Below are 15,078 nucleotides of genomic sequence, written 5' to 3'. Positions count from 1 at the left end.
CTTTTTTTTGGTAACTGTTTCTGTCTTTATAGCAGTTATCTCATCTTATACATCCCTTGTCCTTGTTGAACGAATTGTGGAGTTTCCTACAAAGAAAAAAGCCATCAGAACTTTTTCGGCTTCATTTATTATGGGGGCTGGCATTTTTTCGATGCATTTTATTGGGCTAATGGCTTTTCAGCATAATTCGCCGTTAAGTTACGATCCCCTCTTATTGTTTCTGTCTTATGGTGCAGCAACAATCGCTTCGTGGGGGGCTTTTGCTGCTTTAGTTTACGCGCCGTTCTGTAAAAAGAGGCGTTTTGCCAGTGGGGTCATTTTGGGGTTAGCTATCGCTCTGATGCATTATATCGGGATTTACTCTCAACTAGGGCAGGCTGGCATGGAGTTTAAACCTTTCTACTTTATCTTGTCCATAATAATTGCCGTTGGATTTTGTGCACTAGCTTTAATGGTGTTCTTCGGAAAAAATCCGCATAGCTCGTTCGGTGCACGATGGGCTGGAGCAGCTCTGCTAGGCGCTGCCATTTCGATCGTTCATTATTTGGGTGTAAAAGCCGTTGTCCATCCTGCCCGGATTTCAGGAGAATTGCCTTCGGGAATTCATAACGAAACAATGGCATTGATTACGACCATGGGCGTGTTGATCATTTTGGCAGTGGCTATTTTTTCCGCTTTTCTGGATTTTCAATCCATCCAAACTGAACGGGTTTTATTAACGAAAATGCAAGAAAGCGAAGAACGTTTTCGGAGAACTATCGAAGCTTCTCCTGAAGCCATTGTCATCCATAGCGGAAAAGAAATTGTTTTTGTAAATGAAGCATGTCTGAAAATGATCAAACGGACAGACAAAAATGAGTTTATTGGTAAATCCATAACGGATTATGTTCATCCTAAGTTTCAAAAGCTTGTCCAAGAGCGCATACAAGATATGAAGAACGGCTTGAAAGGAAAGCCGTTAGAAGAAAAAGTTGCGACACCCGATGGGAATTATATGGACGTCGAAATTAGTGGGATTGGCATTGAATTTGATGGGAAACCAGCAATCCAACTTATTTTAAGAGACGTCACTGAACAAAAAAAGACAAGAAAAGAATTGATAGAAAGCCAACAGCTTTATTTGTCTTTGTTTGAATACAACCCGGACATTGTTTATTCTGTGGACCGAGAAGGATGCATTACCAATGTGAACCGGTCCATAACAGCGATTCTTGGTTATACGGAAAATGAATTTATTACGATGAGCTTTGATAAAGTGATTTCAAAAGAAAACATTGCGTTATCGTGGTTGCATTTTGAACAAGCGCTGCAGGGGCAACCGCAAAATTATGAAATTGTTGGCGTTCATAAAAAGGGGCATCCGATTCCGTTGGATATCACCAATTTGCCGATTATGGTAGACGGTGAAATAACCGGTGTTTTTGGCATTGCCAAAGACATTTCAAGTGAAAAACAAGCCCTTCAGTTGCTGGAAGAGAATGAAGAAAAATATCGCTCGTTGTTTGATCATAACTTGGATGCTGTTTTTGAAATCGCATTGGATGGATCTTTCAAAAACGTCAACAAAAAAGCGGAAGAATTGATTCAATACTCAAAAGAAGAGTTATACGGCATGTCATATCCATCCCTTATTTTAGATGATGTGAAAAGTGTCTATAAGTCTTTTTTGAAAGTAAAAAAAGGCAACTCTCTGTATGTTGACCAAAAGCTCATCGATAGATTCGGCAATTTGATCGAAGTAGATGTCAGTGCTGTACCGATTAAAAAACAAGGGAAAGTGGACGGCGCTTTTTCTATCGTTCGTAATGTGACCGAAAAAAAACAAACGCAAAAGAAAATTCAAGAATTGGCATTTACGGACCATTTGACGGGGTTGCCTAACCGTCATTGGTTTTACAACAATGTCAGTGAAATGGTCCAAAAAGCCAAAAGCCAAAATCATTCCATTGCCATGTTGTTGATCGACTTTGATGATTTTAAAAGCATCAATGATTTATTAGGGCATCATGGCGGGGATTTGTTTTTACGCCTAGTTTCAAAACGGCTCAGTGCATGTCTGCGCGAACAGGATAAGATTTCACGCCTGGGCGGCGATGAATTCATTGTTCTGATAGAAGATATTTCGACGGAAGAAGTAGCCGAACTGGCAGATCGGATTTTAAGGGAAATGAATCGTCCGATTTTCCTCTTTGACCATGAAATTTTGACGACGTTAAGCATTGGAATCAGCATGCTTTCGGAATGCACAAGTAATGACGAAATGTTGATACGCCATGCCGATATTGCCATGTACTCCGCCAAAGAAAAAGGGAAGAACAATTTCCAGTTCTTCACGGAAGATTTGAACAGCCAAATCACACGGAAATTGCAATTGGAAAATGCCTTAAGAAAAGCGATTGAGTTGCAGGAGTTCCAATTATACTACCAGCCGCAGATTGATTTGCAGACAGGCCGCTTGATTGGCTTAGAGGCATTGATTCGCTGGCATTCCGGTATTGGCGTGATTTCTCCGGCTGAGTTTATCCCGATGGCCGAAGAGACGGGCCTCATTGTGCCGATTGGCGAGTGGGTAATTGAAGAGGCGTGCCGGCAAATGAAAGAATGGGAAAGCAAAGGGTTCCGGAAAGTGAAGATCTCGGTCAACGTTTCCGCCCGCCAATTCAAAGACCACAATTTCAGTAAAAAAGTAAGAGGCATTTTGGCGCAGCAAAAAGTCGATCCGTCTTCTTTTGAAATCGAAATTACGGAAAGCGTTATGCTGAATATTGAGGAATCCTCAAAACTGATAGAGGACTTGAAAAGACTCGGTATTAAAATAGCCATTGATGACTTTGGTGCAGGGTATTCTTCGTTGAACGTCATTAAAAATGTTGAAATTGATACGTTAAAAATCGATAAATCGTTAATTGATGAAGTGTTGGACAACCAGCGCAATATGTCGATTTTAACGGCAATTATTGAAGTTGGAAAAAGCTTGCATACCGATGTGGTGATTGAAGGAATTGAAACAAAAGATCAATCAGAAGCGCTTAAAGTATTTAATGTCATTGGCCAAGGCTATTTTTACAGCCGCCCTTATCCGCCGGACCATTTGGAGCAACTATGGAATAAAGAGTGGGTTTTGAAAAACTAATAAAAAGAAGCTGCCCGTTTCGGTATCCGAAATCGGGCAGCTTTTTTATATAGAAGCAAAGATGGAATTGGAAAAGGGGCGTCCTCGATGGGAGGACGCCCCTTTGATTTGTAAGGCAACATAAAATAATTTCGACTCAATTTTTCAACCCGAACAAACGGGGATCATTTCCATAGAAAGGGTTATCTTTCAGTGCCGCGGTCATAATTCCACTGGATGCTTTCTAACTTAAGCAACGTAAACCCTACCTTCTTTTACGTCCTTGCGATCCTCAAATCGCGCCAGTGTGAATAAGTATTCTCAAAAACTTTACGTAGAATGCCAGAATATCAAAATTCTTTTATATGCTACCTTAATGTTAACTTTATAATTATAACAGGTTTTTGATAAGGAGTCAAACGTTTCTTATAGAAAGGACTATTTTCTTTTATTATTATAGAAGAAATAGGGATTTCATTTAATGAATTTTCTCTACTAGTGTATAATTGGACTCATTAATGATGGCGGAAGGTGAGATTCGGATGCAAAAAGAATACAATGACGATAGCATGGCATTACATACCGATTTATACCAAATTAATATGACAGAAGCATACTGGGCTGATGGAATGCATGAGCGGAAAGCTGTTTTTGAATTATTTTTCCGGAAACTTCCTTTCGGCAACGGCTATGCGATATTTGCAGGGCTTGAGCGGGTTTTGGATTATTTACGGAATTTCCGTTTTTCCGATACGGATCTTGACTACTTAAGGAAAGAAGTTGGGTATAAGGAAGATTTTTTGGAGTATTTAAAAACGGTTCGCTTCACGGGCAATGTCTATTCAGTAGTCGAAGGCGAACTTGTTTTTCAAAATGAACCGCTTATCCGCATTGAGGCGCCTTTAGTGGAAGGGCAATTGATTGAGACGGCACTTCTCAATATCGTCAATTATCAAACTTTGATAGCGACAAAAGCGAGCCGCATCAAGCAAATCGTCAAAGACGAACGCGTCATGGAGTTTGGAACGCGCCGCGCTCAGGAAATGGATGCTGCGGTTTGGGGAACGCGCGCCGCTTATATCGGCGGCCTTGAAGCGACGAGCAACGTCCGTGCTGGCAAAAAATTTGGCATTCCGGTAGCAGGGACGCATGCGCATTCCTTAGTCCAAGCCTATAAAAATGAATACGAAGCTTTCCATTCATATGCGAAACGCCATAAAGACTGCGTATTTCTAGTCGATACATATGATACCTTGAAATCAGGCTTGCCAATCGCCATTCAAGTGGCGAAAGAGTTGGGCGATAAAATCAATTTCCTGGGCATTCGTTTAGATAGCGGAGACATCGCTTTCTTGTCAAAAGAAGCCCGTAAAATGCTGGATGAAGCAGGTTTTCCGAATACCCAGATTGTGGTGTCTAATGATTTGGATGAGTACACCATCTTAAACTTAAAAGCGCAAGGAGCGCGAGTCGATTCATGGGGAATCGGGACGAAGCTGATTACCGCTTACGATCAGCCGGCACTCGGTGCAGTTTATAAACTGGTGGCGATTGAAAACGACCATGGCGAAATGGAAGACACCATCAAAATTTCCGGAAACGCTGAAAAAGTGACGACTCCTGGTTTGAAAAAAGTTTATCGCATTATCGATAGGGAAAATGGTAAATCAGAAGGGGATTACATCGCGATGTACGATGAAGATCCAGCTTCTGAAAAACGCTTGAAAATGTTTCATCCGGTTCATACGTACGTATCAAAGTTCGTAACAAACTTTGAAGCGGTGGATATTCACCAGCAAGTCGTCAAAAACGGCGAAGTGATTTACGAGAACCCGCCGCTAGAAGCGATGCAAAAACATGCGAAAAAAAGCTTGGACTTGCTATGGGATGAATACAAACGTTCCTTGAATCCGGAAGAATACCCGGTTGATTTAAGCCAAAAATGCTGGGATAACAAAATGCGCAATATTCAAGAAGTCAGAGATTCGATTCATCAATATTCAGGTGACTGAGGGGGAAACGGCATGACGACGTTGCAACAGCAAATTATCGATGATTTAAAAGTGCAGCCTGCTATTAATCCGAAAGACGAAATTGCTAAAACGATTTCATTTTTGAAAAGTTATTTAACAAAGCATTCTTTTTTAAATGGATTTGTGCTTGGCATTTCCGGCGGACAAGATTCAACGCTTGTAGGAAAGCTGGCCCAAATGGCAGTCGACGAATTGAACGCCGAAACCGGAGAATCCAAATATGGCTTTTATGCAGTGCGCTTGCCGTACGGCGAACAGTTTGATGAACACGATGCACAAGATGCCATCGATTTTATTAAACCGACAAAAGTCTTCACCGTAAACATCAAAGAAGCGGTAGATGCCAGTGAACGAGCCTTGGTTGCAGCGGGCATCACGTTAAGTGATTTTGCGAAAGGCAACGAAAAAGCGCGCGAGCGGATGAAAGTTCAATTCTCAATTGCCGCGACGCAAGGTTTGGTTGTGCTCGGCACTGACCATGCGGCTGAAGCGATTACCGGCTTCTACACAAAATTTGGGGACGGCGCTGCTGATTTAACGCCGCTCTTCCGTTTGAACAAGCGCCAAGGACGTTCGATGTTGAAAGAGCTCGGAAGTCCCGAACACCTTTACATGAAAATCCCGACAGCTGACTTAGAAGCCGATAAACCGGGGATTCCAGATGAAGTGGCTTTAGGATTGACGTATGACATGATCGATGATTATTTAGAAGGCAAAAAAATACCGGAAGATGCACGTGAAAAGCTTGAGGGCTATTTTTTAAAAACCCAGCATAAGCGCCATCTGCCAATTACGGTTTTTGATGATTTTTGGAAATAAACGATGAATGCAGAGCCTTTTTCCAAGGCTCTGTTTTTATTTGGAAAAAATTGATTTTAAGTGCCATACAGTTGAGTTCTGCAACGGAATTCGTTATGCTTAGTGAAATAATGTGACAATTTGCAAACTGCTATTATCACGTGATGGAGGAATTCAGAATGAAGGCAAAAGACCGCTTGGACAAAGTGATTGATAATATAGAAAAAGTAATTATCGGCAAACGGAATATTGCAGAGCTAAGCATAGTAGCCATGCTTTCTCATGGCCACGTTTTGCTGGAAGATGTACCTGGTGTAGGGAAAACCATGTTGGTTAGAGCATTGGCCAAATCAGTCGGAGCGGATTTTAAGCGCATTCAGTTTACGCCTGACCTTCTTCCTTCTGATGTAATTGGTGTTTCGATTTACAACCCGAAAGACATGGAATTTCATTTTAGGCCAGGGCCGATTATGGGGAATATCGTTCTAGCCGATGAAATCAACCGGACTTCTCCAAAAACCCAATCATCTCTTCTAGAAGCAATGGAGGAGGCTTCGGTAACGATTGATGGCGTCACGATGCAAATTCCGAAACCATTTTTTGTTATGGCGACTCAAAACCCGATTGAATATGAAGGCACCTACCCGTTGCCGGAAGCACAGCTGGACCGCTTTTTACTGAAAATAAAAATGGGATACCCTTCTTCGAAAGAAGAAATGGAAGTGTTGAACCGCTCCCAGATTTCACCGCCAATTGAAGATCTGCAATCCGTCATCTCATTGGAAGAATTGCTCGATCTTCAAGAGCAGTCGAAACTGGTGAAAGTGGACGAAACCATTCGCAGCTATATCGTAGAATTAGCGCGGCAGACGCGTGTAGAGCCCTATGTCTATTTAGGTGTGAGCCCGCGTGGTTCGATTGCTTTAATGAAAGCTTCCCAAGCATATGCTTTGCTGAAAGGCCGTGATTTTGTAACACCTGACGATGTCCAGCATTTAGCAAAATTCGTATTCGGCCATCGCATCATGCTTCGATCAGAAGCCCGGTATGATGGTGTAACTACTGAGGAAATCACCGATCGGATTTTGGCGAAAACCCGCGTGCCGGTTCAAAGGTATGTCAGCCAATGATTCAAATAAAAAATTTCCTTGCTTTATGGGGACGGCTTCTTTTCGTGCTGTTCATTCTTGTATTAACATTTTCATTTGCGATGTTTCAAGGGGGCTTTGTTAGCTGGTTCATTTTTTACATGGCTCTTCCTTTTGCTCTCTACTCCTTATTGCTCACGTTCTATCCACTTCAAGATATACAGATGTCCCGAAAAATTCATACTGCCAATATTCGAAAAGGCGGCAGGTTTTCGGCAACGATAGACATTCGCCGCTCATTTCCTTTTCCGTTGCTTTATACCGTCCTAAGTGAAAACACAAATTCAGTCGCTTTGCGAAAACGAATTGAAGATGACCGCAAAAACATGATCGTTCCAGGTTTTAGGAAAAACTACTCCTGGACGTATGAAATTGAAAACATGCCCAGGGGGGAGCATGTTTTTGAAGGCGTTCAAATAGAAATCGCTGATTTTTTCGGCTGGGTGAAAAAAACTAAGCTGCTGCCTTTAAGGCAAACGGTCCTTGTTTATCCAAACGCAGTTGAAATGGCGTATCGTCCAATTGAGGCACGGTATGACCAGGGCGCAATGGCGGCCCCATTTACACTGGTTAAAGATACAACGACAGCTACGGGCATCCGGGATTACCACCCGGGAGACCGGGTTTCATGGATTCATTGGAAATCATTTGCCCGTACGCAAACGATGCGGACGAAAGAGTTTGAAGATCGGCAATCACAGGATTTATTTTTACTTGAAGACCGGATGCCTTCCGAAAAATTCGAAGTGCAAGTAGAACTGGTTGCTTCTGTATTGCAAGCTATCGTCCGTTCCAATTCAAGCGTCGCTTATTTGTCAGTTGGCAAAACACGCGAGTATTTTCCGGTTATCCAAACGGAAGAACATCTGCAGCGAGTCATGTATCATTTGGCAAAAGTCCAAGCGGATTTAGAGCGGCCAGCAGATGAAGTGATGAATGAAGACTTGCTTCATATGAAAGCGTCGAGTCTTTTGTATGTGACAAGCAAACTGACGGTAGACATGGTGACCAGTATCCAGCGGAACGTCAAGCACTTAAATCAATGCATGTGCCTGGTAGTTATGGAAAAAGGTGAACATTTTTCGGAAGAAGATGAAGCCGTTCATCAATTTGCACGTTCAAAAGGATTTATCGTGAAACGAGTCGGCCCTGAGAATTTTGCAACTGTGTTTACGGAGGTGAGCCGAAATTGAATTCCATTCGAAAAAACAAAGTATTTATGGCGGTTCTATATGTGCTGGTATTTTTGATGTTGGCGGAATGGCTGACTCCAGTAATGACTTTGACAGATACCGGCCATAAATCGCTTTTTCTTATATTTATTGGACTTGGATTGTTAATGGCTTTGTTGAAAGTGCCTTGGTGGGTTTCGGGTCCTGTAAAACTTCTTTATATTGCGTGGTTTATTGCTTATGTCTATACAGGCAGTTTGTTTTTTACAAGAAAGGCGATTGCTTTTATTTGGTCGGATGCTACGGCCAACTTGCTCGCGTTAACTTCCCAAAATTGGGCTGAAACAACAGATGTGTTTAGAACTGTCTTGTTCTTCTCGCTGTTATGGATGGCTGTTTATTTGATTCATTACTGGGTAAGCTTCCGTTTAAGCATCTTTTTGTTTTATTTATTGACCGTGGTGTTTATTGCCGTATTGGATACGTTCAGCCCATATGAAGGAGATACCGCAATTATCCGGATTATGGTCATAGGATTAATGCTTGCTGGACTGCTGCATTTGGTCAGATGGATCGAAACCCATCGCATTCCGGTTAGGACTGATAAACTAGCCGGTTTTGTCATCCCGCTTTTCCTCATGGTGGCAGGGTCGACGGCAATCGCGCTTTATTTGCCGAAAGCAGGTCCCATTTGGCCTGATCCCGTTCCTTATATTACATCGTTTTCCGGAGAAGGGGGAAGCGGTCCTGGCTCGGTCGGGAGAATTGGCTACGGGGTAGATGATTCTCAGCTGGGCGGTTCGTTTATAGGAGACGATACGCCGGTCTTTCGGGCGGAAGTGGAAACGGGCCAATATTGGAAAGTGGAGTCGAAAGACATTTACACATCCAAAGGCTGGGAGCTGACCGAAAATATCGGGGAACGAATGGTTTACAGCAACGATGAAACGGTAGAGACAGAGTTTCTTCCTGGAGATCCGGAAGAAAAGCAAACGGCTTTGCTGACGATGGAAGAAGGTTTTCCATTTGTTCTATATCCATACGGAACCGAATCGTTTCAAATGCATGAACGGCCGAATTACCAATATGATACAGCGGATCAGCGGTTTGAAACCTTCTTGGAAGGAGAAGTTTTCGAACCCCAAATGTATGAAATTGAATTTGCCAAACCAACGTTTAGTTTGACGGCGCTGCAAGAAACATCCGAAGCGGATCTGGAGGAATTGCCTGCTGAGTATGACCGCTACGTGCAGCTGCCGGCAGAATTGCCGCAGCGCGTTCGAGATTTGGCAATGGAAATAACTGCTGGATCCGACAGCATTTACGATAAAACCCGGGCCGTTGAACGCTATTTTAACAATGGCAGTTTCCAATACAGTCAGACGGATATTCCGGTTCCTGAAGAAGGTCAAGATTACGTGGATCAGTTTTTATTCGAAACCAAACGCGGGTATTGCGATAACTTTTCGACTTCAATGGTTGTTTTGCTGCGGAGCCTGGATATTCCAGCGCGCTGGGTAAAGGGATTTAATGAAGGCGAATTATTGAATTCCCAAGGCGGCCCGGATGTATACGAAATTACCAACAATAACGCCCATTCCTGGGTAGAAGCGTATATGCCGGGAGTTGGATGGATGCTATTTGAGCCGACAATTGGCTTTACCGGTGCATCAGATATCGATTTCGACTTGGAAACGGACAGCGAAGCACTGGAAGAGGTGGAAAAGCCAGATCGTCCGGATCCTCTTGAACCAGAAGAGCCTCAAGCAGATGAAGCGGCAAACAAGGATTCTGGCCCTTCATTGGCAAGCCGGCTGTCGACTTTTCTATCAGACAATAGCGGAAAAATTATTTGGATCCTGATTGGATTGGCCTTGTTATCCACTATTATGTACAAAGTACGGAACAAATGGATGCCGAAATTGCTCATTCCTTACTATCGTTCGAAACATGGCAGCAGCCAAACGTTCGAAAAAGCGTATTTGCGATTGTTGAAACAGCTGGACCTTTACGGCATTAAACGAAAAGAAGGCCAGACGCTTAAGTCGTATGCCGCCTATATTGATTCGTTTTTTGGAACGCACGAAATGTCCCGTTTAACATCCGCTTATGAGCAGTCCGTATATGGCGGCAGGGCAGATAGAGTGAATTGGCATGAACTGAAGGAAAGTTGGGAAAATTTAATCAATCGCACAAGCGGTTGATTTTGAGCGGTCTAGCTTGTACAATTGAGAAAATTATAATTTACAAGTGCCCTCATATATGTCCGATGATATGGATCGGATGTCTCTACCAAGTCCCCGGAAATGACTTGACTATGAAGGTGGATGCTGCATGCTTTTTTGGCATGCGCATTCACTTTTTTGATGTAGAGCAGGAGAACGCGAGGTCTTATTTTCGCGTTCTTTTGTTATTTTGGGAACTTATTTGAATAGAAGAGGTGAAGGCAGTGCCAGTGAGTCCAATGTTAAAAGAACAAAAGAAAATTGTCGTTTTAGATTTCGGCAGCCAATACAATCAATTGATTACGCGGCGCATTCGTGAAATCGGTGTTTACAGCGAATTGCATCCACATACCGTAACAGCCGAAGAAATCAAAGATATGAACGCAACTGGAATCATCTTTTCCGGCGGACCAAATTCTGTTTACGATAAAAATGCTTTCTCTGTAGATGATGCTATTTTTGAAATGGGCCTTCCGATTTTAGGCATTTGCTACGGCATGCAGTTAATGGCGCTGCACTTGAAAGGGAAAGTGGAAAAAGCGCAAAACCGTGAATACGGAAAAGCTGAACTTCAATTGACTAAAGAGACAACTTTGTTTAACGGATTGCCTCAAGAACAAATTGTCTGGATGAGCCATGGCGACTTAGTAACAGCAGCACCGCCAGGATTTGATGTAGTAGGCACAAGTGCAGGCTGCCCAATTGCAGCGATGGCCGATGAAAGCCGCAACTTCTACGGCGTCCAATTCCACCCAGAAGTTCGCCACTCGATTTACGGCAACGAACTGCTACGCCAATTCGTATTCGACGTTTGCGGCTTAAGTGCTGACTGGTCAATGGAAAACTACATTGAGCTTGAAATTGAACGAATCCGCGAAGAAGTGGGCGACAAAAAAGTTCTTTGTGCGCTTAGCGGCGGCGTGGACTCTTCAGTAGTAGCGGTATTGATCCATAAAGCGATTGGTGATCAATTGACTTGTATGTTTGTTGACCACGGACTTCTCCGAAAAGGAGAAGCTGAAAGCGTCATGAAAACTTTTGCAGATGGTTTCCACATGAATGTCATTAAAATTGATGCGCGTGAACGGTTTATGAAAAAACTTGAAGGCGTCAGCGATCCGGAAACAAAACGTAAAATCATCGGAAACGAATTTATTTATGTTTTCGACGATGAAGCTTCTAAATTGGAAGGCATGGACTTCTTGGCGCAAGGCACATTGTATACGGACATTATCGAAAGCGGCACAACCACTGCGCAGACGATCAAATCCCACCACAATGTAGGCGGTTTGCCGGAAGATATGCAATTCAAGTTGATTGAGCCGTTGAATACATTGTTCAAAGACGAAGTCCGCGCCCTTGGAACCGAACTGGGCATGCCGGATGAAATTGTTTGGCGCCAGCCATTCCCAGGCCCTGGCCTTGGCATTCGCATCATGGGTGCGATCACTGAAGAAAAATTGGAAATCGTTCGTGAAAGCGACTGGATTTTACGTGACGAAATCAAAAAAGCCGGACTGGACCGTGATGTTTGGCAATACTTCACCGTGCTTCCAGATATCCGCAGCGTCGGTGTTATGGGTGATGCCCGTACTTATGATTACGCCATCGGCATTCGTGCAGTTACGTCGATTGACGGCATGACATCAGATTGGGCGCGGATTCCATGGGACGTGCTGGAGAAAATCAGCGTTCGCCTAGTCAATGAAGTACAGCATATCAACCGTGTGCTCTACGACATTACGAGCAAGCCACCAGCAACAATCGAATGGGAATAAAACAAATCAACAAAAAAATCCTTTCTGACTTGGTCAGAAGGGATTTTTTTCCGAAAAGAAACAAGTGCCTATATTTTAAGGAAATACAATATTTATAGAAAATTCACGAACTTTAAATAGGGATTTTTTTTTATTGTTCGTGTTTTTTGTTGTTTAAAAAGGTGAAAGGTGTTATTCTACAGAAGAAATTAAATAACGTTGTCGTATAATGTCGGGAATATGGCCCGAAAGTTTCTACCGAGTTACCGTAAATGACTCGACTACGATTTTTATCCCTTCTTTGAAAAGAAGTGGATGCCTTTCGGCTGTTAAGTATCGAAAGGTTAAATCGAACGCATACGGCTAACGGCTGTATGCGTTTTTTCTTTTGTTGGCATGTGTGCGACAACACACGGAGGAAACAAGATGAAGAAGTATTTTCTATTTGAAGAACTGGGAACAAACTATCGCCGTGAAATAATTGGTGGCTTAACAACATTTTTGGCCATGGCGTATATTTTAGTGGTTAATCCATTGACATTGACCTTGGATTCGGTTCCCGATCTTGAGGCATCCTTAAGAATGGATTATGGTTCGGTATTTATTGCGACTGCCTTAGCCGCTGCAGTCGGATGTTTTTTGATGGGTATAATTGCCAAGTATCCAATTGCGCTCGCTCCAGGAATGGGTTTAAATGCATTTTTTGCTTATACGGTAATTTTAACTTACGGCATTCCTTGGCAAACAGCGTTAACAGGAGTTTTGGTTTCTGGCATTATTTTTATTGTACTTTCATTGTCGGGGATTCGTGAAACAATCATTAATGCCATTCCGATGGATTTGAAACTAGCAGTGGGAGCAGGAATCGGGTTGTATATCACTTTCATTGGTTTACAAAATGCCGGAATTATTGTCGCAAACCCTGCTACTATGGTTGGGCTTGGTGATTTATCTGCCAGCGCAACATTGCTTGCCATCTTTGGATTATTTGTTACAGTAATTTTAATGGTAAGACGTGTTAAAGGCGGAATCTTCTTTGGGATGTTGGGAGCTGCTATCGTTGGAATGATCTTCAACGTCGTTAATCTTCCAAGTGCCATTGTCGATTTCAGTGTTCCGAGCATTGCGCCAACATTTGGCGTAGCACTCGAACCGATTCTAAATGACCCAGCTTCACTGGTGAATATAGAATTTCTAATAGTCGTTTTAACTTTTCTTTTTGTCGGTTTTTTCGACACAGCTGGTACATTGGTGGCTATAGCAAATCAAGCGAAACTATTGAAAGATGGCAAGCTTCCTCGAGCCGGTAAAGCCTTGCTTGCAGATGCAATCGCTACAGTAGGCGGGGCAATCTTTGGAACGTCCACCACAAATACTTATATTGAATCAAGTGCAGGGGTGGCAGCAGGAGCGCGTTCTGGATTTGCCGCAGTTGTTACAGGAGTGCTTTTCCTGGTATCTATTTTGTTCTATCCCTTATTAGAAGTTATTACAAGCGCAGTAACAGCCCCAGCCTTGATTATTGTTGGAGTGCTAATGGTTTCAGCTTTAGGCCAAATCGATTGGACGAAATTTGAAATTGCAGTTCCAGCCTTCTTGACAATGATTACGATGCCTCTTGGCTACAGTATAGCAACAGGAATTGCCATCGGTTTTATCTTCTATCCAATAACGATGATTACCGCTGGCAAAGCAAAGCAAGTTCATCCGATCATGTACGGATTGTTTGTAATTTTTGTTTTGTATTTTATCTTCTTAATTTAAATAGTTAACCCGCCAATATATTGGCGGGTTTTTTATTTGGGCTAAGATTTGGATGGCTCACACTTTTTCTGTCCTCCAAGCGGTATCGATACTCGCAGATACTTGCATAGCGCTTCAATGCCTTTTGTATCTCGAAGCAAGCTTCGTAATAATTATCCAACACCAGCGGTAAGGAAATATTTAAAGGGGTGTTGAAGAGCTGGTTTCTTTAATGCAGTTTATATAGAAGAAAAAGATAATCAAGCAGATTGGGAGGAGGGTAAGGCGAAGGGAACCTTAAAACGGAAGCAGATGCAATGTAAAGAAAAATCTCCCTTTCATTTTTGTAACACTTTTGTAATTTTAATTTTAGAATATTCTGTTATAATAAAAACAGTAGCGAAATTAATAACTTTTTATTCGTTATATTATTTTTCTCTAAAGTGTTGACAGGTTTAATGAAGGCTGATATATTTATAACTGTCCCCAAAATGAAATGGTGAAAACAAGAATTAAATTGTTGACATCAAATTCGATTTAGGGTATATTGATAAAGTTGCTAATTAAGCAACCTGAAATGATGAACCTTGAAAACTGAACAGCAAAACGTCAACAAAAGACGTTTCAAGCGCTTGTCGCGAGAAACGGATTTCTGCGAAGGTCGCGCAAAACGGCCGGAGCAAACAATTACTGATCAGGGGTTACCCAGATCAAGCAAGAACGCGTTTTTCGAAACGGTTCTTGTGCCAGCATGAGCAATCAAGCTTCTATAATGGAGAGTTTGATCCTGGCTCAGGACGAACGCTGGCGGCGTGCCTAATACATGCAAGTCGAGCGGAATCGAAGGAGCTTGCTCCTTTGATTTAGCGGCGGACGGGTGAGTAACACGTGGGCAACCTGCCCTGCAGATCGGGATAACTCCGGGAAACCGGTGCTAATACCGAATAGTTTAGAGCCTCTCCTGAGGCTTTACGGAAAGACGGTTTCGGCTGTCACTGCAGGATGGGCCCGCGGCGCATTAGCTAGTTGGTGGGGTAACGGCCCACCAAGGCGACGATGCGTAGCCGACCTGAGAGGGTGATCGGCCACA

General features: G+C 42.8%; 8 protein-coding genes, 1 rRNA gene and 2 riboswitches. All 9 genes read left to right on the top strand.

The window, feature by feature from the left end:
* The first annotated feature begins 130 nt into the window (after positions 1-130).
* Complete coding sequence (locus ACRRQV_RS13575; RefSeq protein ID WP_432531747.1) at positions 131-3,133, top strand: EAL domain-containing protein; 3,003 nt, start codon at positions 131-133, stop codon at positions 3,131-3,133.
* Positions 3,134-3,654: 521 nt separating this feature from the next.
* Positions 3,655-5,124: a nicotinate phosphoribosyltransferase gene (locus ACRRQV_RS13570; RefSeq protein ID WP_432531745.1), complete on the top strand. Its 1,470-nt coding sequence runs from the start codon at positions 3,655-3,657 to the stop codon at positions 5,122-5,124.
* Between the two features lie 12 nt (positions 5,125-5,136).
* The gene (gene nadE, locus ACRRQV_RS13565; protein WP_432531743.1) at positions 5,137-5,964 is read left to right on the top strand and encodes an ammonia-dependent NAD(+) synthetase; all 828 of its coding nucleotides are present in this window, start codon (positions 5,137-5,139) and stop codon (positions 5,962-5,964) included.
* Between the two features lie 158 nt (positions 5,965-6,122).
* Positions 6,123-7,073, top strand: a complete 951-nt coding sequence (locus ACRRQV_RS13560) for an AAA family ATPase (RefSeq protein WP_432531741.1) — start codon at positions 6,123-6,125, stop codon at positions 7,071-7,073.
* Positions 7,070-8,284 (top strand): DUF58 domain-containing protein, encoded by a 1,215-nt coding sequence (locus tag ACRRQV_RS13555; RefSeq protein ID WP_432531739.1) that lies wholly within the window; start codon positions 7,070-7,072, stop codon positions 8,282-8,284. Before ACRRQV_RS13560 ends, ACRRQV_RS13555 begins: the two co-directional genes overlap by 4 nt.
* Positions 8,281-10,467: a transglutaminase TgpA family protein gene (locus ACRRQV_RS13550; RefSeq protein WP_432531737.1), complete on the top strand. Its 2,187-nt coding sequence runs from the start codon at positions 8,281-8,283 to the stop codon at positions 10,465-10,467. The genes ACRRQV_RS13555 and ACRRQV_RS13550 overlap by 4 nt, the downstream gene beginning before the upstream one ends.
* 32 nt (positions 10,468-10,499) lie before the next feature.
* Positions 10,500-10,601, top strand: a riboswitch (purine riboswitch).
* Between the two features lie 126 nt (positions 10,602-10,727).
* Positions 10,728-12,266 (top strand): glutamine-hydrolyzing GMP synthase, encoded by a 1,539-nt coding sequence (gene guaA / locus ACRRQV_RS13545; RefSeq protein WP_432531735.1) that lies wholly within the window; start codon positions 10,728-10,730, stop codon positions 12,264-12,266.
* A gap of 181 nt (positions 12,267-12,447) precedes the next feature.
* Positions 12,448-12,549, top strand: a riboswitch (purine riboswitch).
* A 122-nt stretch (positions 12,550-12,671) separates the two neighbouring features.
* The gene (locus ACRRQV_RS13540) at positions 12,672-14,009 is read left to right on the top strand and encodes an NCS2 family permease (protein WP_432531733.1); all 1,338 of its coding nucleotides are present in this window, start codon (positions 12,672-12,674) and stop codon (positions 14,007-14,009) included.
* Between the two features lie 748 nt (positions 14,010-14,757).
* A 16S ribosomal RNA gene (locus ACRRQV_RS13535) occupies positions 14,758-15,078 on the top strand; the annotation flags it as partial.

It is taken from the genome of Planococcus sp. YIM B11945, from assembly GCF_050864155.1.
GTDB lineage: Bacteria > Bacillota > Bacilli > Bacillales_A > Planococcaceae > Planococcus.
The sequence above is the reverse complement of the archived record's forward strand: the minus strand, read 5'-3'. Positions and strand labels throughout refer to the sequence as shown.